We start from the raw sequence: 20,495 nt of genomic DNA on the forward strand, positions 1-20,495 counted from the left end.
CTGACCCGACTGTCAAAGGGCATCTGGAAACCGCGTAGTGATTCTGCTATTGAGTCAGGCGCGTGGACTTCATCACGGCCCAACAGTGATCGCGTACGACTTGCATCAGAGCACGGTTTGCTTCACAGCGTGGTCCCAATGTGCCATCAACTCGCTTGCACGTTCGCGCGACATGGTGGGCTCAAAGCGGCGCTCAGATCGCCACAAGCTGCTGAGTTCCGCTGTACTGCGATAGACCCCGGTGGTCAGGCCCGCCAAATAGGCGGCTCCCAAGGCGGTTGTTTCCGTGACGGCCGGTCGCACCACAGGGATACCCAGCAGGTCGGCCTGGAACTGCATGAGCAGGTTATTGACACACGCACCGCCGTCCACGCGCAATTCAGACACGGCCGTGCCGGCACTGGCAGCATCCCGTGCCATGGCCTGCAACAACGCAGCGCTTTGGTAGGCAATGCTTTCCAGTGAGGCACGGGCAATGTGCGCCAGCGAGGTGCCGCGCGTCAGGCCGGTAATCGAGCCCCGCGCGTCTGGTTTCCAGTAAGGTGCGCCCAGTCCGGTGAACGCGGGCACCACCATCACGCCGCCAGAGTCTGGCACGCTTTCGGCCAGTGCTTGCACTTGGGTACTGCTTTGAATGGCTTGTAGCCCATCGCGCAGCCACTGCACCACCGCCCCACCCACAAACACGCTACCTTCCAGCGCAAACTCGGGCCGAGACGTGGTTTGTGCGGCACTGGTGGTGATCAGCCCGTTGCCCGAGGTCTGGAAAACAGGCCCCGTATGCATCAGCATGAAGCAGCCTGTGCCGTAGGTGTTTTTGGCCATGCCGGCGCTGAAACAGGCCTGCCCAAACAGGGCGCTTTGCTGGTCACCCGCGACCCCGCCAATGGGAAGGGCGTGGCCCAGCAACGCGGGTGTGACCTCTCCAAAGTGCGAGGCACTGGCTTGGACCACCGGCATCAGGCTGTCAGGTATGTCCAGCGCAGCCAGCAACTCGGTATCCCACTGGTTACGGTGAACATTGAACAACATGGTGCGCGCGGCATTGCTGACGTCGGTGGCATGTACCCGGCCTTCGGTGAGCTGCCAGATCAACCAACTGTCGATGGTGCCAAAGGCCAGTTCGCCATTGGCAGCCTGCGCGCGCGCGCCGGGTACGTGGTCCAGAATCCATTTCAACTTGGTGCCAGAAAAATAGGCATCCACAAGCAAGCCAGTCTTGTTGCGAATGGTCTCCGTCATTCCGCGCGCGCGCAAGTCGGCGCAGGCGGGCTCTGCGCGCCGGTCTTGCCAGACGATGGCGTTGTGGATGGGTTGGCCGGTCAAGCGGTTCCAGACCAGTGTGGTTTCGCGCTGGTTGGTAATACCCACAGCCTTGACCTGCTTGGCTGCAATGCCGGCTGTGGCCAGCACCTCGCGCACCGTGGCCAGTTGCAGTTGCCAGATTTCGAGTGCGTCGTGTTCCACCCAACCGGGTTGGGGATAAATTTGCGGCAACTCCTTTTGGGCGATGGCCGCAATCTGTCCGCTGGGGTCGAACACGATGCTACGGCAACTGGATGTGCCCTGGTCCAGGGCGAGCAGGTAGGTCATGGGGTTGTGGGTGTCAAAAGGGTGGAGAAGTCGCCAAAAGCTAAGCTACGGCCACGGTTAGCCGCACCTGCGCCTCGGCCAGCAGGGCGGGGAAAGGCTCAGGCGCAGGCGCATCGGTGAACAGCCGGTCGATCTGTGACAGCCTGGCCACTTCCACCATCGCCGGTCGCCTGAATTTGCTGACGTCGGCGGCCAGCCAGACCTCACGCGCGTGAGAGATGATGGACTGCGAGACCTTGACCTCGCGGTAGTCATAGTCGCGCAGGCTGCCGTCCTCTTCAATGCCCGAGATGCCAATCAGGGCGATATCCACCTTGAACTGGCGTATGAAATCCACCGCCGCCTCGCCCACGATGCCCTGGTCGCGCCCACGCACCACGCCACCCACCACGATCACCTCACAGGCCTGATTGGTGCTTAGTGTGCTGGCCACGTTCAGGTTATTGGTGATCACGCGCAGCCCGGTATGGCGCAGCAGGGCGCGGGCAATGGCCTCGGTGGTGGTGCCAAGATTCAGCATCAACGAGCAGTCGTTCGGTACCGCCGCAGCCACGCTCAGGGCAATGCGTGACTTGCCGTCGGCGTGGAGACTTTTGCGTTGCTGGTGGGCGATGTTTTCTGTGGTGGAGTTTGGCAGCCGAACGCCGCCGTGAAAGCGAGCCAGCAGGCCTTCTTCGGCCAGGCGCTGCACATCCCTGCGCACGGTTTGCAGGGTCACGCCCAAGGTGTCGGCCAACTGCTCCACGGTGACGGAGCCCTGGGTTTGCACAACGGATAGCAAGGTCAGTTGTCTGGGATTGGTAATCATGGCGTATTGTCAGTCCGCACAAATGCGAAGCAACTGAACTTTAAAACGAACCAAAAGGAATACTCACAGGGTAAACACTGAGTCGAAACGAAAAGAAACGAACAATAATTATTTGAGTAAAAAGTTTTTCGAGATCTTTTTCAATATGCAAAGGGCGAGTGATGCAGTTGACGCTTGAGGGCATCAGTAAAAAGGTGGGGCCACAGACCTGGTTGTACGACTTGGATTTGGCGCCGCGCAGCGGTGCGGTGACCATCTTGCTGGGGGCCACGCAGTCAGGCAAAACCAGTCTGATGCGCATCATGGCAGGGCTGGACGCACCCTCTGCCGGTCAGGTGCGGGTGGATGGCAAAAGCGTAGTGGGTGTGCCGGTGCGTGAGCGCAATGTGTCGATGGTTTATCAGCAATTCATCAATTACCCCTCGCTCAAGGTGCGCGACAACATTGCCTCGCCGCTGAAGCTGCGGGGTGAGCGCCACATCGAACAGCGGGTGCGCGAGTTGGCCGAGAAACTGCACATCGAGATGTTTCTGGACCGGTATCCAGCAGAGCTTTCGGGTGGTCAGCAGCAGCGCGTGGCATTGGCACGGGCGTTGGCCAAGGGCGCGCCCCTGATGCTGTTGGATGAACCTCTGGTGAACCTCGACTACAAACTGCGCGAAGAACTGCGCGATGAACTGACGGCCTTGTTTGCAGCCGGAGATTCCACGGTGATTTATGCCACCACTGAACCCGGCGAAGCGCTTTTGCTGGGCGGCTACACCGCAGTGCTGGACGCCGGGGAATTGCTGCAGTACGGCCCCACGGCTGAAGTCTTTCACGCGCCGGCTTCGATCCGAGTGGCGCGCGCCTTTAGCGACCCGCCCATGAACCTGCTGGCGGCCAGCGTGGCTCCGGGCGGTGTGCAACTCAGGAAGGGGCCCTTGCTCAATCTGCCCCTGCCGTCTACCGCCACGGAGGTATTGACCATGGGCATGCGTGCCAGCGCACTGCGTGCCACCGAGCAGGCGGGTGATGTTGCCCTGCCGGGCAAGGTGGAACTGGCCGAAATCTCTGGCACCGACACCTTTGTGCACTTTGCCACTGCCTTGGGCGAATTGGTGGCGCAGCTTACCGGTGTGAACCACTTTGATTTGGGGCAGTCCGTCACCTTTTATTTCAATCCTGCGGCGGTCTATGTCTTTGATGCGCAGGGGATGTTGCTGCTGGCCCCTGTGCGCGGGCAAGGACACTGATATGGCACGTATTGAACTTGATCTGGCCCATGCCTACCGAGTCAACCCGCAGCAGGACAGCGACTACGCTTTGCTGCCGCTGAAGATGACGTTTGACGACGGCGGTGCTTATGCGCTGCTGGGTCCGTCGGGCTGTGGCAAGACCACCTTGCTCAACATCATGTCAGGCCTGGTGGCGCCCTCTCAGGGAAACGTCCGTTTTGACGGCAAGGACGTGACGCGTCTCACGCCGCAACAGCGCAATATTGCCCAGGTGTTTCAGTTCCCGGTGATCTACGACACCATGACGGTCGCCGAAAACCTGGCGTTTCCCCTGCGCAACCGCAAGATGCCGGCGCAGCAGATCAAAATGCGCGTGGGGGTAATTGCCGAAATGCTGGAGATGAGCGGCCAACTCAATCAGCGCGCATCGGGCCTGGCGGCAGATGCCAAACAGAAGATCTCACTGGGGCGCGGCCTGGTGCGCCCTGACGTCTCGGCAGTGTTGTTTGATGAACCGTTGACGGTGATTGACCCGCACCTCAAATGGCAATTGCGCCGCAAGCTCAAGCAAATCCACCATGAGCTCAAATTGACCCTGATCTACGTGACCCACGATCAGGTCGAAGCGCTGACCTTTGCCGAGCAGGTGGTGGTCATGACGCGCGGACGTGCTGTGCAAGTGGGCTCGGCTGCGGACCTTTTCGAGCGGCCACGCCACACTTTTGTGGGTCATTTCATCGGCTCACCTGGCATGAATTTCTTGCCCGGAAGAATGTCAGCGGCAGGTTTTCACACCGCTGGGACGATCCTGACGCCGCCAGCAGGGCGTGGGTTGGCGGACGGCGAATTCAAGCTCGGCGTACGCCCGGAGTACGTCAGCATAGCCAGCGCCAGCGACGCAGGCGCTTTGCCCATGACCGTGACGCAGGTGCAGGACGTGGGCACGCACGTGATCGTCAGCGCCACGCGGGAGGGGCACACACTCAAGGCCCGGCTGGCTGCCAACACACAACAGCTCGGCGTCGGCGATCACGTCTGCCTGAAGGTCATGGGCGAGCACACCTGCTTTTACCAAAACGAGGAGATCGTGCCATGAGCACCACCACCAAACCCGTGAACCAGAAGGCCTGGTTCCTGATTCTGCCGGTTTTGATCTGTGTGGCTTTCTCAGCCATCGTGCCGCTGATGGTGGTGGTCAATTACTCGGTGCAAGACATCATCTCGCCCGAGCGCCGGGTGTTTGTGGGCACTGAATGGTTTGCCGCCATCATGCGTGACGAGGAGCTGCATGGCGCGCTGCTGCGGCAAATCACGTATTCCTTTGCCGTGCTGGCCGTCGAACTGCCTTTGGGCATTTTGCTGGCACTGTCGATGCCGGCGCACGGTTGGAAGTCGTCTGCCGTACTGGTCATCGTGTCGCTGTCCTTGCTGATCCCCTGGAACGTGGTGGGCACCATCTGGCAGATCTTCGGGCGCACCGACATCGGCCTGATGGGCGCGGCGCTGCAGGGCATGGGCATTGAATACAGCTACACCGGCAACGCCCTGCACGCCTGGCTGACCGTGCTGTTGATGGACGTGTGGCACTGGACCCCCCTGGTGGCGCTGTTGGGCTATGCCGGGCTGCGCTCCATTCCCGACGCCTACTACCAGGCCGCCAGCATTGATGGCGCCAGCAAGCTCGATGTGTTTCGTTATGTGCAACTCCCCAAGATGCGTGGCGTGCTGGTGATTGCGGTGCTGCTGCGCTTTATGGACAGCTTCATGATTTACACCGAACCCTTTGTGCTGACGGGCGGTGGGCCAGGTAATTCCACCACGTTCTTGTCCCAATTTCTGACGCAAAAGGCAGTGGGCCAGTTTGATCTGGGGCCAGCGGCAGCGTTCTCGCTGATCTACTTCCTGATCATTTTGCTGATGTGTTTCATCTTGTACAACTGGATGCAACGCGTAGGCACTCAAGCCAAGGAGAGCGGGCATGAATAAGCCGAAATTTCAGAAGCGCTCGCTCTTCATGCTGGCCTACATCGTGTTCGCCTTGTTGCCCATCTACTGGATGGTCAATATGTCATTCAAAACGAATAACGAGATTCTTGCGGGCTTCACGTTGTTTCCGGACCAGTTCACCTGGAACAACTACAAAACCATCTTGACCGATCCGGCCTGGTACTCAGGCTATATCAACAGCCTGATTTACGTGGCCATGAACACGGTGATCTCGCTGACGGTGGCGCTACCGGCGGCCTATGCTTTTTCGCGCTACAGCTTTCTGGGCGACAAGCATGTGTTTTTCTGGCTATTGACCAACCGCATGACGCCGCCTGCGGTGTTTCTGCTGCCCTTTTTTCAGCTCTACACATCGGTCGGGCTGATGGACACACACATCGCCGTGGCACTGGTGCACCTGTTGTTCAATGTGCCACTGGCGGTCTGGATTCTGGAAGGTTTCATGAGTGGCATACCGCGTGAAATTGATGAGACGGCGTACATTGATGGCTACTCTTTTCCGCGCTTTTTCATCCGCATCTACATCCCGTTGATCAAAGCGGGCGTGGGGGTGGCGGCGTTCTTTTGCTTCATGTTCAGCTGGGTGGAACTGTTGCTGGCCCGCACGCTCACCAGCGTCAACGCCAAGCCCATTGCTGCCACCATGACCCGGACTGTCTCCGCGTCGGGCATGGACTGGGCCACGCTGGCGGCCGCTGGGGTGCTGACCATCGTGCCAGGGGCCATCGTCATCTGGTTTGTTCGCAATTACATCGCCAAGGGTTTCGCGATGGGCCGTGTTTGAGAGGACTGCACGATGTTTGATTGGATGGCCTGGACCACACCGGTGGCCGTATTTTTTGCCTGCATTGCGCTGATGCTGGCCGGCATGACCGTGTGGGAGATCAAATCTCCGACCATTCTGCGTAAAGGCTTTTTGCCTATGGAAACCACGCGTGGTGACCGACTCTTTATCGGGCTGCTGAGTGCCGCCTATGTGAATCTGGCTTTTGTCGGTGTCAGCGGCCGCCTGGCCGAGTGGCTGAGCCTGGAGTCCGAGCCCTCCATTTGGATCAGCTTTGTACTGTCCATGGCGCTTCTGGGGCTGATCATGCGCAAAGGGTGAAGGTGTTTTCACGCAACGGTTTGAATCCCCCTGGAGCCGCTGCATTTTCCACACAGGGGATTAACAAAACGAGGAGATTGACAATGAAACTGAAGTATTGCGTCTTGGCCGTTGCTCTCGCATGCGCAGCAAGCGGGCCGTCCTGGGCTGACGAGGCTGCGGCAAAAAAATGGATCGACAACGAGTTCCAACCCTCCACGTTGAGCAAAGCTCAGCAAGCTGCTGAAATGCAGTGGTTCATCGACGCGGCCAAGAAGCTTCAGGCGAAGGGGGTGAAAGAGGTTTCCGTGGTGTCAGAAACCATTGCGACCCATGAATATGAATCCAAAACCCTGGCCAAAGCGTTTGAGGAAATCACCGGCATCAAGGTCAAGCACGACTTGATTGGCGAGGGTGATGTGGTTGAAAAGCTGCAAACATCCATGCAATCGGGCAAGTCGATTTACGACGGCTGGATCACCGACTCTGACCTGATCGGGACCCACTACCGTTACGGCAAGGTCATGAATCTGACCGACTACATGGCGGGTGCTGGCAAAGAGTGGACCAACCCTGGTATCGACATCAAGGACTTTATCGGCACCAGTTTCACCAGCGCCCCCGACGGCAAGCTCTACCAGTTGCCCGACCAACAGTTTGCCAACCTGTACTGGTTCCGCGCCGACCTGTTTGAGAAGCCGGAGCTCAAGGCCAAGTTCAAGGCCAAGTACGGCTACGACCTGGGCGTGCCGCTGAACTGGAGCGCCTATGAAGATATTGCCGCCTTCTTCAGTGAAGACGTCAAGACCATCGACGGCAAACCAATTTATGGTCACATGGATTACGGCAAAAAAGACCCATCGCTGGGCTGGCGCTTTACCGATGCCTGGCTGTCCATGGCCGGTACGGCCGACATTGGCATTCCCAACGGCAAGCCAGTCGACGAATGGGGCATTCGCGCTTCGGCTGACGGTTGCACCCCCCAAGGCGCCTCTGTGTCTCGCGGCGGTGCGACCAATTCGCCAGCGGCCGTTTATGCGTTGACCAAGTACATCGACTGGATGAAAAAGTATTCGCCCAAAGAGGCGATAGGCATGACCTTCGGCGAAGCCGGCCCGGTGCCTGCCCAGGGCCAGATTGCGCAGCAGATCTTCTGGTACACCGCCTTTACCGCCGACATGATCAAGCCCGGACTCCCGGTGGTGAACGCCGACGGCACGCCCAAATGGCGCATGGCACCCGGCCCCAATGGCCCGTACTGGAAGCAAGGCATGCAAAACGGCTATCAGGATGTAGGTTCATGGACTTTCTTTAAAGATCATGACGCCAACAAGCTGGCTGCAGCCTGGCTTTATTCTCAGTTTGTGACAGCCAAGACAACCTCACTGAAGAAGACCATTGTTGGCTTGACGCCGATTCGTGAGTCCGACATTCAGTCCAAGGCCATGACGGACATGGCCCCCAAACTGGGTGGCTTGGTCGAGTTCTACCGCAGCCCGGCGCGGGTGGCCTGGACCCCAACTGGCACCAATGTGCCTGACTACCCCAAACTGGCCCAACTGTGGTGGAAAAACGTGGCGGTAGCCGTTACCGGTGAAAAAACACCGCAGGCAGCCATGGACAACCTGGCCGAAGAGATGGACCAGGTGATGGGGCGTCTGGAGCGCTCCGGCATGGCTGTGTGCCCGCCCAAGCTCAACGCCAAGAGCAGTCCTGACAAGTGGTTGAGCGACAAGAGTGCGCCTTGGAAGAAACTGGCCAACGAGAAGCCCAAGGGTGAAACCATCGCCTACGACACCCTGCTGAACGCCTGGAAAAACGGCAAGGTTCGTTAAACCAAACGGCTCTGGCAGCCACGGGAGCGACGGTAGCGGGTGTTTGCTGCCGTCGCCCTGCGCGGGGCGGGCTGGTTCAGCCGCTCGTCTATTTTTCTAATGACTGAATGTGAATGCGCTATGGCCTCTGTCCCTGAACCGCTACAAACCACGCGCAAGGATTTATTGGCACGCCTGGCTGAAGACCGGGTCTATGACTTGGCCGTGGTTGGCGGTGGTGCCACCGGGTTGGGCGTGGCGCTGGACGCCGCGGCGCGCGGATTTAGCGTGGTGCTGCTGGAGTCGCATGACTTTGCCAAGGGCACCTCGTCACGCTCAACCAAACTCGTTCATGGTGGTGTGCGCTATCTGGCACAGGGCGATATTTCCTTGGTGCGTGAAGCGCTGCATGAACGCACCACGTTGCTGCGCAACGCGCCGCACTTGGCGCAGCCTTTGGCCTTTGTGGTGCCCTCTTACCACTGGTGGGAGGCGCCGTTTTATGGCATTGGGCTCACTTTGTACGACATCCTGGCCGGCAAAGCCGGGCTGGGTAAAACGCGCTTTCTTGGGCCTCAAGGTACGGTGCAGGCCTTGCCAACCGTTCGCACAGAGGGCCTCAAAGGGAGCGTTCTGTACTGGGACGGCCAGTTCAATGATGCCCGCATGGCGCTGGCACTGGCCCGAACGGCAGCCAGCCGGGGGGCTCTGCTGGTGAACTACTGTGGGGTTTCAGAACTTTTGCATGAAGGCGGAAAAATTGGCGGCCTGGTAGCGCTAGATTCCCTCAGCGGACAGCAATTCAAGGTGCGTGCCCGCTGTGTTGTCAATGCCACGGGCGTCTGGGTCGACGCCTTGCGTGACATGGACAGCGAGGCTCACCGGGCGGGTGGCGGCAAATCAGTGCAGCCCATGGTTGCCCCTAGCCAAGGGGTGCACATGGTGGTGGATCGTGAATTTTTGAACTCGGACACGGCGCTGATGGTGCCCAAAACTTCCGATGGGCGGGTGCTCTTTGCGGTTCCCTGGTTGGGTAAGGTGATCCTGGGCACCACCGACACACCACGCAACGATTTGGTGCGTGAGCCCCAGGCCTTTAGCGATGAGGTGGCGTTTATTTTGAGAGAGTCGGCGCGCTACCTGCGCAAGGCCCCCACACGCGCTGATGTCAAGAGCATCTGGGTCGGCTTGCGCCCCCTGGTGAAGCCGCAAGTTGACGACGGTGAGAGCACCAAAGCGCTGAGCCGTGAGCACACTGTCGTGGTCAGTCGCAGCGGTCTGGTAACCGTCACCGGTGGCAAGTGGACCACCTACCGCGCCATGGCGGAGGACGTATTGCAGCGATGTGCCGACAAAGGCTTGCTGGCGCAACGCCCCGCCGGACAAACCGTGAATTTGCACTTGGTAGGCGCTGACGCCGCTGGCGAATCTGCGCCGGTGTCACTAAGTCAAGCTGAAGGCGAACATTCCTATGGCAGTGAAAAGGTCTATGTAGAGGCCATGCCAGGTGCTGACCAAATGCTTGCAGCCGGTCTGACCGAGGCCATGGTGCGCTTTGCCGCCCGACACGAGTATGCGTTGACTGTAGAGGACATGCTGGCGCGTCGCTGCAGAATGCTGTTTTTGGATGCCCGTTTGGCGGCCCAGTTGGCACCACGGGTCGGCGCCATTCTGCAAGAAGAAACCGGGCTGGATCCCAAAATAGACGAATTTGTTCTTCTCACTTTCCAATATCTGCAGACCCCCTAAGCCGGACGAGCCCGAACCAAACAAGTATGAAGCGCGGCGAGATATTTGAGGCTGATTCTGCGCGATATTTAAGGCTTGTTTCTATTTCGCTGTATGCAACGAAATTGCCCAACAGGAAACGCCAGAAGCACACGCCGCGCTACCGGTTCAAAGGATGTTCAGAGATCTATGGTCAGTACGCGGCTCACGCGCAAGGGCACCAGCCGCTGGTGTCTGGATCTTCGTCTGGGTTCACAACGTGTCAGCCTCAATAAACAGCGCATCAATCTGCGCATCGGTCAGTCCCAAGGCGTCCTTCAGGACGGCCAGCGTTGGCCAGGCGCGGTCAATGGACGTGGCGCGCTCCCAATCGATCTGCACATAGCGTGGCGCCGCAGCAATGGCTGCCTCCACATCTGCCAGCAGTCCAGCCGCTTCCAGCGCCCGGCAGCCCTGGCGCATCGTGACTGACTGCGGCACCACCACCACGGGTGGGTCAAGGTCCGCAGTGGCCAGTGCTGCCTCAAACTCCGCTTGGCTGGCAAAGGTGTAGAAGTGCGTCGGGTGCCCACCAAACACGCGCCGCGGCGTGGTTGGCGTCACCTTGAAACTCTCCCAGCCAGCGACCACTGCGGAGGCGTTGACGTGGTAGCCCGGCAGCGGCACGGGTGCTGAGAGCGCGTTGCCCTGCTCGTCGTCTGTGCCTGGGGTGTAGAGCGTGCCGATGATGTCGAGGTCGATCATGTTTTAAGCCAGGGTCAGGGTTGTGGATCGCACCACGCCATCAGAGCCCTTGACTTTGATGACCAGTGACGTGTTTGACGTGAGCTGATACACCAAGTCGCCAATGGCTGCTGGGGTGGCGCTGGCAGGCGGCTTGAGCGTGACAGATTCGGGGCTTTGGAAGGCCATGCCGCCCAGCATTTGATTGGTGGGGACTTGGTTGGGGGCAGTACCGATGAGATTGGGCATGGTGTGTCCTTAGGCAGAGAGGGCTTGCAACTGGGCGTTGCTCACGCGCTTCGGGTAGCCGCGGATGCGGGCGTTGGACCCGATGACGAGTTGTGTCGGCGTGGGCAGGCTTGCGCCGCTGGCGGTGACGGGCGTGGCGCCATTGACCGATGCAGCGATGTCGTTGTCTTTCCAAGTAGCGGCGACGGTGTAGGCGGCTCCGTTGGTCACCGTGCCCAGTGCCAGCGTGGCCTGCAAGACGCCACCTGTTGTCACCGTCAGCACGAGCGCACCCGCGACAGATTCGAGCTTGATTTGCTCGTCTGTCGTGGCATTGTTGAACACCCCCAAGGTCTGGGTGCCAGATGACTCCCCCTTGAATTTAAACAATGCTGAAAACTCAGATTTCCGATACCAGCTACTGAAATTCGCCCCGGTCATGACAGCAACATCGGCAGCGCGGGTGACTGCGGTTGCAACGGTCGGGATGTAGCTGGTGGGGAATGCGCCTGCTTCTAGTTGTGCGCCCCAGATGTAGATGCCTGAGGTGCCGTCGCCTGTGTATATCGAGCTGTTCACACTGTCAATTTGCGGTGCAATGATCATGCCCGCACTTCCCGACACCTCTAAAGTGCCAAAAATTGTGCACCTATACCAGCCATCGCCCACAGCCTCCATGGTGGGGGCCTTGTCGCCAGATGCGGTTGTGATTCCGCCAGAAAGTAGGTTAAACCGTGCGTTTGGGAAGGTCACCCAAGCACCTGCTGACCGCCCTGCCATCCGCAAGATTTGTCTCTCTCCCGCTTTGGCATAAACCGACAGGGCGTAGGACACGCCCAGCAACAGGGTTATGGCTTGTGAAATTTCTTGGTTGAGCAGGCCTGATGCTTCAACCAACTTGTATGCGGTCAGCGTCCCATCAGGGGCGGCAGCGGCATTGGCTGAGATAGTCGCATTGGCTTTACCCCATGAGGCATTATCGAAAGTTTGTGACTGGAGCGCCAAATTCGTCCGCGCCACCTCGGTCAGCAGCCCCTTGCACTCACCCGTCACCGGGTCATAGTCGATGCGCGGCACACCGGATGGCACCACCTCGATCAAGCCTTTTGAATTCACCCTGGTCGCAGTGGATACGCGGGTAAATGTGATGCGGGGATCAACCATCTGACTGTTGGCAAAGTCGAGGATCAGGGTGGGTCGGACAAGCGGGTGCCCTGTGTCAATTTCCAGCGTCAGGATGGACCAGTTGGTCGGGTCAAGGCTTGGGTCGGTGGTGCCCGAGCCTGCGACAGTGCGACGGTAGGTGCGGCTGTTGGCGGGGGACCAGACGACGACACCCACGGCGTAGGTGGTGCCGCTGACCCATTTGGCAGCACCGGTGGCCGATGCTGCCAAGTTGGCTGACACCAGTGCAGATGCCTGCGAGGCTGCGGCGTTGCCCTCTGAAACGGCTGCAGCGGCCGCACTGGCGGCAATGGCCAAAGCATTGGCCTCAATCCAGGCCAAAAACTCGGGGTCTTCTGTGCTGCGTTTTTTCTGCCAGGCCAGCCATGCCTGCATGTCGGCATCAAACGCTGTAGGGTCGCCACCGTAGATGTTGGGGGTGGTCGCGGGGGCCGGGGAGAGTGTGGGAAGGGTCATGGCAGGGGTCCTATCGGTAACCGGATATTTCGAGGTTGGTGGTGACTTGACTGCGGTTCTCGATCACCACGTTTGAGCGGATATAGCGGCCAAACACATTGGCGCCGACAAAATCGCTGATGCCCGGCGTGGCCACCCACAGCATGGGAACGCCGATGTGGGCGGCCAAAAAGCTCATCAGCCGGTTGTAGGCGAGACGCTCACTCACCAAGGTGCCGCTGATGTTTTTGCTGTAACCGCGCTCCAAGTTCACCGGGTTGTCAGAGATGTCCAGGTAGTGGCGGCCGCGGTCTTCAATGGGGCTTGCAAACCCATACTTCGCCTCCCCTGCAAAAAACTGCTTGCCAATCACGCACAAGCCACACGCAGCCTCAGCCGCGGGCGCCGCGTCAATGCTGATGGTGACGGTGCAAGCGGGGCTGCTGGGCAGGCCGCTGAAGGTAGTGGCGTCGGTTTGATAGGGGGCATCAAAGCAAAAGCTGTAGTACGTGCCCTCACTGGACAGCAGCGACCTTGTCTCGGTGCCAATGAGCGTGGCTCCTTCCTGAATGGTGATGGCCACACTTTTGCCGATCAAGCCCATAAGCCCAATGGCCGTAAAGCGGCCCACGGCCAATGTCCAGCTCAAGCCGCCCGTGCGGGTGGTGGCAGTCTGCACGCTGGTGTCAAACATGGCCAAGCTGTTGACCGGGCCATCGTCGAGCCACCACAGCGGATCCGTGCCTGGTGTGTGGCCGATGTTGCCAGCCTGCACACTGAGCCAGTTGCGGCCAGCGTGGCTGATTTGTGCATCGAGGGCGTAGGTCATGATTGCGGACCAGGCAGCGGCGTCTGTCGCGTTGGTGGCGATCAGCACACCAGGGGCGGTGCAGTCAATGGGTGGTATGACAATCATGCGGCCACCTTGGTGTCAATTGGTGAGCCAGGGTCGGTAAAAACAAGCACGCCGTTGCGGTCCATGCGCCGAATGCTGTCGGCGGTGGCGGCGGCATGCACCGTGATGGCGCGCATCTCGGCGCGCAGCTCGGCGTTTTCTTGGCGCAGGGCGCGCAACTCGGCTACCACCTCAGTGTTATCGCCGCGCTGTGCGCCAAAAGGCCTTGATCTTGTTTGAGACGAATTGAAGATCAGGCTCGGGCCAGTCACTTCCCATTCGGGGCCGTTTTCACCGACCTTGCGCAGCCCGCCGGCGTGGTAGCCGCCCGAAGCGAATTTGGGCACACCGCCGAGCTGTGTGACCACATTGCGCAACCCGGCAGCCGTCAGATCGGCGCCCGCCGCCACAGCCGCGCTGATGATGCCAGCCGCCGTATTTGTGCCAGCCTCCAAGCCCGCCAGTGTGGCGTCAATGCTGGCCAAAGCGGCCAAGCTCTCAGACTGGTAATCGACCGCAGCGGCCGCATCGAGCTGGCCTGCGACTGTGTTGCTTTGCGCTGCCAGGCGGGCCGTGGCCAGTGTCCAGTCACGCACGGTGCTGGTGCTCTTGATGGCATCGCTCAGGGCAGGCAGTGCGGCGGCCATCTTGTCGGCATAGGCAGCCTTGTTCGCGCCCGTGGTGGCTAGCGCCAGGCTGTAATACTGGGCAAACTCCCGCTGCTTTTGTGCCGTGGCAGCCGCTGGATCGAGCTGGCTAGTGCTGATGCTGGCCACCGCAGCGCGCAGGTTGGTCGCGCTGGTGGTCATCAGACTGGCCAGCGCGGCCTGCGCCTCGTAATACTTGACGGTTTCCTCGCGCAGCTTGCCCAGCTTGGTGGTAGCTTTTTCCGCGTCACCAGCATAGGCCGCCATGGCTTTGGCGTAGTCGGTGGCGGCAGCTTTGGCAGCAGCTTCCGCAGCCGTCAGCTTGGTGGACGCGGCTGCCACCTCATCGGTCAGCCAGACTCTTTGGCCGCGTGCCAGGTCGTACTCACGCTGCGCTGCGGCCACTGCCCCATCGATCGCTGGGCCCGCGGCTGCTTGGGTGGCAATGGCGGCTTTGTACTCGGCGGCCTGCTGGGCAAACGACGCTCCGCTGTCTTTGCCGTTGGCCAAATTTAGGCCCGAAAGCGTTTTGGCAAATGCCAGGATGTCTTGCAGCGGCTTGGCCGCCAGCTTGGCCTCCATGTTGGCTTGCGAGTCATTCCACACGGCCATGCCCGACAGACTGTCTGGTGCGGCAACACGCGTGGCGTTGAGGTTGCCAAACCGCAAGTAGGTAGCCACCAGATCAATCGCTTCGGACGTGACGCTTTTTTGCGCGGCTGATGCCGCTACGGCAGCCTGCTTTGCCGCGAAAGCGCTGTCTACCCGCGTGTTAGCGGTGGCGAGCTGCGTTGTGCGCAGGTCATATTTGGCGTCCGCTGCAGTCAGCGTGGCATTGGCCGCCATCACACCTGCGTTGCTGGGCAGGCTCACACTGGAGGCTGCAATGGCCCGCTGTATCTGCGCCATGGTCATGTTGGTCGGGTTGATCCCGGCAACAGAATCAGCCACAGCAGCACGCTGATCGGCAATGTTGCCCAGCAAATCAGTCAGCGATTTGCCAATATCAGAGAGCATGTCCACGAACGACTTGTTGATGTCATTCGTGGCCAGGGCCACCGCGTCCGCCACAGCAGCAAATTCCGGCGCCACGGCCATCATCACGGTGTAGGCTGTGCGCCCAGCTTCCGTGGACAAGTTCAGGCCATCCACCAAGGCGCGGAATTCGTCTTTGGTGGTGGGCATGGTCACATTCACTTGCGCCAGAGCTTTGGCGATGTTGGCTGTGCTTTGGTCAAGCCGCTCGGATTCCGAATAGAACAGCGAGTAGTACGTGCCCAGGCGGGCGCTGAAGTTCTCCAGCCCGCCAGAGACTTCGATCAAGCCCTTGGCAGCGTCAAAGCTCAGGTTTTTCAGGCTCTCGAATGGCATCGAAGCCAGCGCTTTGTTGAAGTCATGCACCACGGCCACGTTGCTCATGGCTGTGGACATTTCGGCCACGGTGTTGCCAATGCCGCTCAGGTAGGTTTTGTACTGCTGTGGCAGGTCGCTGGCCTTGAGCGCGGCGAAAAGGATCCGCGTGGTCTCCTCATTCAGTGCGGCTTGCAGTTCTTCGGGGCTGCGGCCCACGTTTTCATAGCCGCCGCCACGGCCGGCGCGGCTGTAAATGTTTTGTCCGTTGACGGTGCCTGATGTGGCGAGCTGCGTCTTCGCGGTGCCAGCACTGTCCACGCTGACAAACGCACCGACTTTCAGGGCGGTGGAGATTTCAAGCTGCTTGGCCAGCGCCTCCCAGGCGCTTTCAACGCCGAGCGCAAACGACCCCGCCAGGCCGCTGGAGCTGGTGTTGCCACGCCCGGCACTGGGGCCGTAGCTGGACTCGGTCTTGGGCCCGCCCCCGCCGCCAAACATGCTGTCCACAGCGCTGCCAATGAAGGAACCCACAATGGTGCCGATGCCGGGCATGATGTAGGTGCCGATGGCCTGGCCTGCGGCCTTGCCGTACTCGCCGTTGGCAAGGGAGTTGAAGGCGCTGGCATAGCCAAGAACGCTGCCCGCGCCATTGATGATGTCAGCGTTTTTCGCCATCACCTCGGCAAAGTCATAGGCGGCGTTTCCGGCTGTCTCAAACCCGGCCTGTAGCAGGCTATCCGCCACGTTGGCGGTGCTATCCAACAGAAAGTTGGTGAGATTGCCGCCGCTGCTGGTGATGGCGTTCCAGGCTGATTTGCCCTGCATGAGCAGGTTGCCCAGGCCCCCCAAGTCTCCCAGTGACCCGCCCACACCTTGTGCAGACGCCGCCCCCGCTGCCCCAATGCCCAGCGAGCCCATGACGCCCTGAACGGTGACTTTCAGCACCTGGGTCTTGAGGGTGTTTTTGATGGTTGACCACAAGCTCTCGAAAAAGCCCTTGCCGCTCTCAAACGCGCGCATCAAGGCGTCTTCCCAGTATTTTTCTGAGGCCTCGGCGGCGCGTTTGTTGGCCTTTTGCAGGTCATCCACGGCATCAAGGGCTTCACCAGAGCGGTAAATGCCGGCCAGCGCTTTTTGCGCGTTGATCTGACGCACCAGGCTGTCATAGGCCTCGGTGCCAGCGGTCTTGGTGGCCAGCTGCTCTTGTAGCCGGGCTGCGGTGGTGTCGGCAATGGCAGACTTGAGCATGCCACGCTGGTCCAGCTCCAGTTGCGCGGCGCGCACAGAGGCGTCGGCGGCGTTGCCTGCCTCGATGGCGGACAGCGTCTGCGCAGCCATGTACTTCTCGATGTCGTCGTATTCCTTGTTGCGCGCATCGCCAAGCGCCTGGGCCTGGGCGGTGTAGGACTTGCGCAGGTCTTCGGCGGCTTTGAGTTGTGCTTGAGTCGCCGCAGTCACGGCTTTTTTGGTCGGCACCGATGCCGATTCGGCGGCGGTCACACTCTTGACAGTGGTTTCGTACTGGATCAGCTCAACAATGTTTTGGTCGATCAGGTCGATTTCTGCCGCGTGTTCTTTTGACAGACGGGCTTTGGCAGCGGCAAACGACTCGGTGCCTGGTAGCAGCGACTTGAGCGCGGCGCCGGCCAGCTGCGCGCCGTATTTGAGGTGCTCCCAGCCCGACATCATGGCCCCGATAAAAGCCAAACCAGCCACACGGACCTCCACAAACTGGTCGCGCAGATAAGTGCCGAATTGCCACCCGGCAAAGGCGGCAAACAAAGCGCTGCCGGCCAGTGCCATTTTTGACAATGACCCGGCGGCCAATTGGGCTGCCACCGATGTGCCGTATAAAGAGGTATTGAGCCCGATGGTGGCCGCCTGGCCGGTGATCATGTTGTAAGCGTGCAGCGCGGTGGCATGGATCAGCGACGTCATTGCCGCTGTGGCCATGGTGTAAATGGCCGGGGCAGCAACGAAGATGGCAAAGTAAGCAGTCGCAACCTTGGTGGCTGGAATGATGGCCTCGGCAACCGACTTCACAGCGCCTTCTGCCGACTTGATGGCCTCAGAGGCAACCGTGACACTGTCAAAAATCAGGCCGCCAACGGCGCCAGAGCTCACCGTCCGGTAGAGCGCGTCCCAGTTGTCGGCCAGATTGCTGATGGCCCCGTCCAGTGTGGCAGCGCGGGTGGCCATGGCCCCGGCAAACTCATTGTTGCCAATGGCCTGCAAGTAGCCGGTGATTTCGCCCGCGCTGTTGCCGATGGTTTTGGTCACACCTTGGAATGTCAGGCTGACCTGGTCGCCCTGCTTGCTGGCCTTGATGCCGAATTCTTTTAGGCGCTCAAACTCGCCGGTGGCGGCATCGGCCACGGCTTCGATCATCTGGTTCAGGTCTTTACCCATGGCGCTGGCGGTGTTGCCGTAGCTGCCCAGGGCTTTGGCGCTGGCGTCCAGGCCCAGCGCTTTCATCTTGACGAACGCGCCGGTCACCTCGTTGAGCTGGTAGGGCGTGGTGGCGGCAAACTGCTTGATCCAGCCAAACTCACGCGCAGCAGCCGCACTGCTGCCGGTCACGGTGATCAGGCTGCTGTTGAGCACGTCAAACTCGCGCTGCACAGAGATCAACTTGCCAATGGTCTGGCTGGCTGCAAAGCCCGCAAACACCCCAGCTGCCGCCTTTGCTGCTGTGGTTGCAGCGAGTGTCAGGTCTGCGAGCGACCTGCTCGCCTTGCTCCCGGCCGACACTGCCGAGGTGCCAACGCCGTCGAGTTTGGCGGCCACACCATCCAGCGTGACGCCAACAACTTGCCCGCCGTCAATGGCCAACTTCAGCTTGACTTCGTTTGCCACCCGTTAACCCTCAGTTTGTTGTCGTTGCTTGTCCCATTCATCCAGCGCCGCCAGTTCCATGGCCTGGATACACATAAATTTATGTGCGAAAGTGCGCGCCGCCACGCGCTCTACGTCGCGCAAGTAGGCTGTGACAGCCGCGTAATCCAGCCCAGAGCGCCCGTTGAAGCCCACGCGCCACTGCGTTTGGATCCGGTTCCAAATGCGCCAGGTGTCCCGGTTCTCGGGCCATATGTGGTAGACCGCTGGACTGGTATCGGCCTGCTCTTCATCGCAGTCTTCAAACAGCCCGAAGGCAGCAAGCGCCGCATCCACTTGTCGATCGGCAGCGGCGTCGTCATCATCTGATGCGTCAGAGAGCTGCCCAGTGGCCTGCAGGCGTGCTGCCTGCGCTAGTTTTTTTCCTTGCTGGCGCAGTCTCGTTGGTACGAAAGCCAGACAACATTGAGCACGCCGGGCTGCGCCAACATCACCTCAAAGGCCTCACGCGAGAAGGCGGCGGGTTCATTGTTCTCCAGCACCACCAGGCGCTGTCCGCTCCAATCAGTGACGTTGTCAAGCAAAAAGTCTTTCACCGTCAGGTCACGCATCTGTTCAATTTCTTCCTGCGTTTTTCGGTTGGCAGTGAGGGTGAACTTGAACTGCCTGTCGGCAGCACCGTCGCGGATCACCATCTTGACGTTGACCTGGACAACATTGCCAACGGCAACTTTATAAACTTGGCTCATGGGTTTTCTCTCTCAAAAATGGCGGGGTTACAGGGAAATAATGCGCAGCTCATCGTTGCCGTTGACTGGGTCGAGTTCAAGGTCTAGCGCAACCATGCGTTTGCCCTTGCTCTCGTCTTTTTTGTGGCCAATCAGCCGCATCGCAGGTGCGTGAAGCATCAGCTTGTTGCCGCTGACCGTGCCCAGCACGAAGCCAAAGCTTTGGATGGAGCCCGCCTTGATGGCGGCGATGGCTGCTTCTTCTTCTGCGGCGCTCATTTGGGCGCTGAAATTGACTTTGATCTTGCGGTCGCTCATGCCCACTTCCTCAGTGGTCAGAAGCGGATCAAACTCGACCTGGTGGCCCCAGTCCAGCGTGAGGCCGCTGGTGTTGTAAGGCGTGCCACCGGTCAAGGCCCCAGCAGCATAGGTGCAGCCAAGCAAGATGTCAGTGACATTGGCCTTGACGATGGCCACCGGGTTTTTCCAGGCAGTCAGGGTCGGCACGGCATTGGACACCACCACCGGTGGCAGATGCAGGCCTGTGAACTCAAAGGTGAGCTTGGCAACTTCGCCCGCTTTTGCCGACAGCTTGGGTGCACCCATGGCGCCCACCATCTTGTGCAGCAAGCCATCGTCATGCCAGTAGATCGTCATGGTCTTGAGGCTGTCGCTGGCGGGCAAGTATTCAACCCGCGCCGGTGTTGTGAGGCCAGTGGACTCAGAGTGAGCGCTGCCAACCAGCAACGAACCCCACGCTGGCGCGGTAGCCGCAACACCCGAGCCTGCAAACGCCACAGAAAAGGTGCACTTTGAAAAATAGGTACCAGGCAACGACACGCTGGCTCCGAAATGGGCCGACAGAAACGGCAAGTTGATTGACGACATTTCCAGCGGGGTGATGGACATGTCAAACGCCTTGATGGCGTTGGCCGCACCGGTAGGCACGGCGTCGGTGCCGGCAGTGGTCTCTAATTTGGCCAGGATGACTGTCTTTTTGATGTAGCGGGGCATGGCTCAAACTCCTTCAGTGGGGGTGGCGGCAGGGTCAGCAGCGGGGATGGGCTGGTCTGCCTCGTCGATCTCGACCCAATGCGGGGCGGTGTCGCTCCATTTGTATCGGCCAGCCCCGGGAACTGGGGTGTTCTCGGGGGTGTTCTCGGGGCTGGGCTTGGGCTCAACGGCTTGGGCTTGGGGGGTGTTTTTTGTGGCCAT

The 20,495-nt window shown here is 60.0% G+C and carries 18 protein-coding genes; 7 read left to right on the forward strand and 11 right to left on the reverse strand.

All coding sequences use genetic code 11. The features are described from left to right. Nucleotides 1-105: 105 nt before the first annotated feature. Together glpK and LHU53_RS15495 are read right to left on the reverse strand one after the other, a co-directional pair. Complete coding sequence (gene glpK / locus LHU53_RS15490) at nucleotides 106-1,593, reverse strand: glycerol kinase GlpK (protein ID WP_227333579.1); 1,488 nt, start codon at nucleotides 1,591-1,593, stop codon at nucleotides 106-108. A 40-nt stretch (nucleotides 1,594-1,633) separates the two neighbouring features. Further along, nucleotides 1,634-2,401 carry a DeoR/GlpR family DNA-binding transcription regulator gene (locus tag LHU53_RS15495; protein ID WP_227333580.1) on the reverse strand — a complete coding sequence of 256 codons (768 nt, stop codon included), beginning with the start codon at nucleotides 2,399-2,401 and terminating at the stop codon, nucleotides 1,634-1,636. Nucleotides 2,402-2,562: 161 nt separating this feature from the next. Here LHU53_RS15495 and LHU53_RS15500 point away from each other — a divergent pair, with 161 nt between their 5' ends. The 7 genes from LHU53_RS15500 (at nucleotide 2,563) to LHU53_RS15530 (ending at nucleotide 10,272) form a co-directional block, all read left to right on the forward strand. Then, nucleotides 2,563-3,636, forward strand: coding sequence for an ABC transporter ATP-binding protein (locus LHU53_RS15500; RefSeq protein WP_227333582.1), 1,074 nt, complete (start codon nucleotides 2,563-2,565; stop codon nucleotides 3,634-3,636). Between the two features lies 1 nt (nucleotide 3,637). Continuing rightward, nucleotides 3,638-4,714, forward strand: a complete 1,077-nt coding sequence (locus LHU53_RS15505; RefSeq protein ID WP_227333584.1) for an ABC transporter ATP-binding protein — start codon at nucleotides 3,638-3,640, stop codon at nucleotides 4,712-4,714. Beyond that, nucleotides 4,711-5,604: a carbohydrate ABC transporter permease gene (locus LHU53_RS15510; RefSeq protein WP_227333585.1), complete on the forward strand. Its 894-nt coding sequence runs from the start codon at nucleotides 4,711-4,713 to the stop codon at nucleotides 5,602-5,604. The genes LHU53_RS15505 and LHU53_RS15510 overlap by 4 nt, the downstream gene beginning before the upstream one ends. After that, complete coding sequence (locus tag LHU53_RS15515; RefSeq protein WP_227333587.1) at nucleotides 5,597-6,409, forward strand: carbohydrate ABC transporter permease; 813 nt, start codon at nucleotides 5,597-5,599, stop codon at nucleotides 6,407-6,409. The genes LHU53_RS15510 and LHU53_RS15515 overlap by 8 nt, the downstream gene beginning before the upstream one ends. A gap of 12 nt (nucleotides 6,410-6,421) precedes the next feature. After that, nucleotides 6,422-6,730 carry a DUF2160 domain-containing protein gene (locus LHU53_RS15520; protein WP_227333588.1) on the forward strand — a complete coding sequence of 103 codons (309 nt, stop codon included), beginning with the start codon at nucleotides 6,422-6,424 and terminating at the stop codon, nucleotides 6,728-6,730. Nucleotides 6,731-6,813: 83 nt separating this feature from the next. Continuing rightward, a complete protein-coding gene (locus LHU53_RS15525; protein ID WP_227333590.1) occupies nucleotides 6,814-8,544 on the forward strand; it encodes an ABC transporter substrate-binding protein in 1,731 nt (576 codons plus the stop codon). A gap of 120 nt (nucleotides 8,545-8,664) precedes the next feature. Continuing rightward, complete coding sequence (locus LHU53_RS15530) at nucleotides 8,665-10,272, forward strand: glycerol-3-phosphate dehydrogenase/oxidase (RefSeq protein WP_227333592.1); 1,608 nt, start codon at nucleotides 8,665-8,667, stop codon at nucleotides 10,270-10,272. Between the two features lie 231 nt (nucleotides 10,273-10,503). Here LHU53_RS15530 and LHU53_RS15535 read toward each other — a convergent pair whose 3' ends face one another. The 9 genes from LHU53_RS15535 to LHU53_RS15575 form a co-directional block, all read right to left on the reverse strand. Beyond that, entirely contained in the window at nucleotides 10,504-10,995 is a 492-nt protein-coding gene (locus tag LHU53_RS15535) for a hypothetical protein (protein ID WP_227333593.1), read from the reverse strand. A gap of 3 nt (nucleotides 10,996-10,998) precedes the next feature. After that, complete coding sequence (locus LHU53_RS15540) at nucleotides 10,999-11,223, reverse strand: hypothetical protein (protein WP_227333595.1); 225 nt, start codon at nucleotides 11,221-11,223, stop codon at nucleotides 10,999-11,001. A gap of 9 nt (nucleotides 11,224-11,232) precedes the next feature. Beyond that, entirely contained in the window at nucleotides 11,233-12,843 is a 1,611-nt protein-coding gene (locus LHU53_RS15545) for a hypothetical protein (RefSeq protein WP_227333596.1), read from the reverse strand. 10 nt (nucleotides 12,844-12,853) lie between these two features. Beyond that, on the reverse strand, nucleotides 12,854-13,738 hold the full coding sequence (locus tag LHU53_RS15550; RefSeq protein WP_227333598.1) for a hypothetical protein: 885 nt from the start codon (nucleotides 13,736-13,738) through the stop codon (nucleotides 12,854-12,856). Further along, a complete protein-coding gene (locus LHU53_RS15555) occupies nucleotides 13,735-18,573 on the reverse strand; it encodes a tape measure protein (RefSeq protein WP_227333599.1) in 4,839 nt (1,612 codons plus the stop codon). Before LHU53_RS15555 ends, LHU53_RS15550 begins: the two co-directional genes overlap by 4 nt. A gap of 3 nt (nucleotides 18,574-18,576) precedes the next feature. Continuing rightward, the gene (locus tag LHU53_RS15560) at nucleotides 18,577-18,888 is read right to left on the reverse strand and encodes a DUF1799 domain-containing protein (protein WP_227333600.1); all 312 of its coding nucleotides are present in this window, start codon (nucleotides 18,886-18,888) and stop codon (nucleotides 18,577-18,579) included. A 77-nt stretch (nucleotides 18,889-18,965) separates the two neighbouring features. Then, on the reverse strand, nucleotides 18,966-19,301 hold the full coding sequence (locus LHU53_RS15565) for a hypothetical protein (RefSeq protein ID WP_227333602.1): 336 nt from the start codon (nucleotides 19,299-19,301) through the stop codon (nucleotides 18,966-18,968). A gap of 27 nt (nucleotides 19,302-19,328) precedes the next feature. After that, complete coding sequence (locus LHU53_RS15570) at nucleotides 19,329-20,294, reverse strand: hypothetical protein (RefSeq protein ID WP_227333603.1); 966 nt, start codon at nucleotides 20,292-20,294, stop codon at nucleotides 19,329-19,331. Nucleotides 20,295-20,297: 3 nt separating this feature from the next. Beyond that, on the reverse strand, nucleotides 20,298-20,495 hold the full coding sequence (locus LHU53_RS15575) for a hypothetical protein (RefSeq protein WP_227333604.1): 198 nt from the start codon (nucleotides 20,493-20,495) through the stop codon (nucleotides 20,298-20,300).

The sequence above is a fragment of the Rhodoferax sp. U2-2l genome (genome assembly GCF_020594515.1).
Classification (GTDB): Bacteria; Pseudomonadota; Gammaproteobacteria; order Burkholderiales; family Burkholderiaceae_C; genus Rhodoferax.

Coding starts and splice junctions, on each gene's coding strand:
- LHU53_RS15530 (WP_227333592.1), top strand. CDS start 8,665: ATGGCCTCTGTCCCTGAACCGCTACAAACCACGCGCAAGGATTTATTG.
- LHU53_RS15525 (WP_227333590.1), top strand. CDS start 6,814: ATGAAACTGAAGTATTGCGTCTTGGCCGTTGCTCTCGCATGCGCAGCA.
- LHU53_RS15545 (WP_227333596.1), bottom strand. CDS start 12,843: ATGACCCTTCCCACACTCTCCCCGGCCCCCGCGACCACCCCCAACATC.
- LHU53_RS15500 (WP_227333582.1), top strand. CDS start 2,563: ATGCAGTTGACGCTTGAGGGCATCAGTAAAAAGGTGGGGCCACAGACC.
- LHU53_RS15575 (WP_227333604.1), bottom strand. CDS start 20,495: ATGGCCACAAAAAACACCCCCCAAGCCCAAGCCGTTGAGCCCAAGCCC.
- glpK (WP_227333579.1), bottom strand. CDS start 1,593: ATGACCTACCTGCTCGCCCTGGACCAGGGCACATCCAGTTGCCGTAGC.
- LHU53_RS15515 (WP_227333587.1), top strand. CDS start 5,597: ATGAATAAGCCGAAATTTCAGAAGCGCTCGCTCTTCATGCTGGCCTAC.
- LHU53_RS15535 (WP_227333593.1), bottom strand. CDS start 10,995: ATGATCGACCTCGACATCATCGGCACGCTCTACACCCCAGGCACAGAC.
- LHU53_RS15565 (WP_227333602.1), bottom strand. CDS start 19,301: ATGAGCCAAGTTTATAAAGTTGCCGTTGGCAATGTTGTCCAGGTCAAC.
- LHU53_RS15505 (WP_227333584.1), top strand. CDS start 3,638: ATGGCACGTATTGAACTTGATCTGGCCCATGCCTACCGAGTCAACCCG.
- LHU53_RS15540 (WP_227333595.1), bottom strand. CDS start 11,223: ATGCCCAATCTCATCGGTACTGCCCCCAACCAAGTCCCCACCAATCAA.
- LHU53_RS15570 (WP_227333603.1), bottom strand. CDS start 20,294: ATGCCCCGCTACATCAAAAAGACAGTCATCCTGGCCAAATTAGAGACC.
- LHU53_RS15495 (WP_227333580.1), bottom strand. CDS start 2,401: ATGATTACCAATCCCAGACAACTGACCTTGCTATCCGTTGTGCAAACC.
- LHU53_RS15550 (WP_227333598.1), bottom strand. CDS start 13,738: ATGATTGTCATACCACCCATTGACTGCACCGCCCCTGGTGTGCTGATC.
- LHU53_RS15510 (WP_227333585.1), top strand. CDS start 4,711: ATGAGCACCACCACCAAACCCGTGAACCAGAAGGCCTGGTTCCTGATT.
- LHU53_RS15520 (WP_227333588.1), top strand. CDS start 6,422: ATGTTTGATTGGATGGCCTGGACCACACCGGTGGCCGTATTTTTTGCC.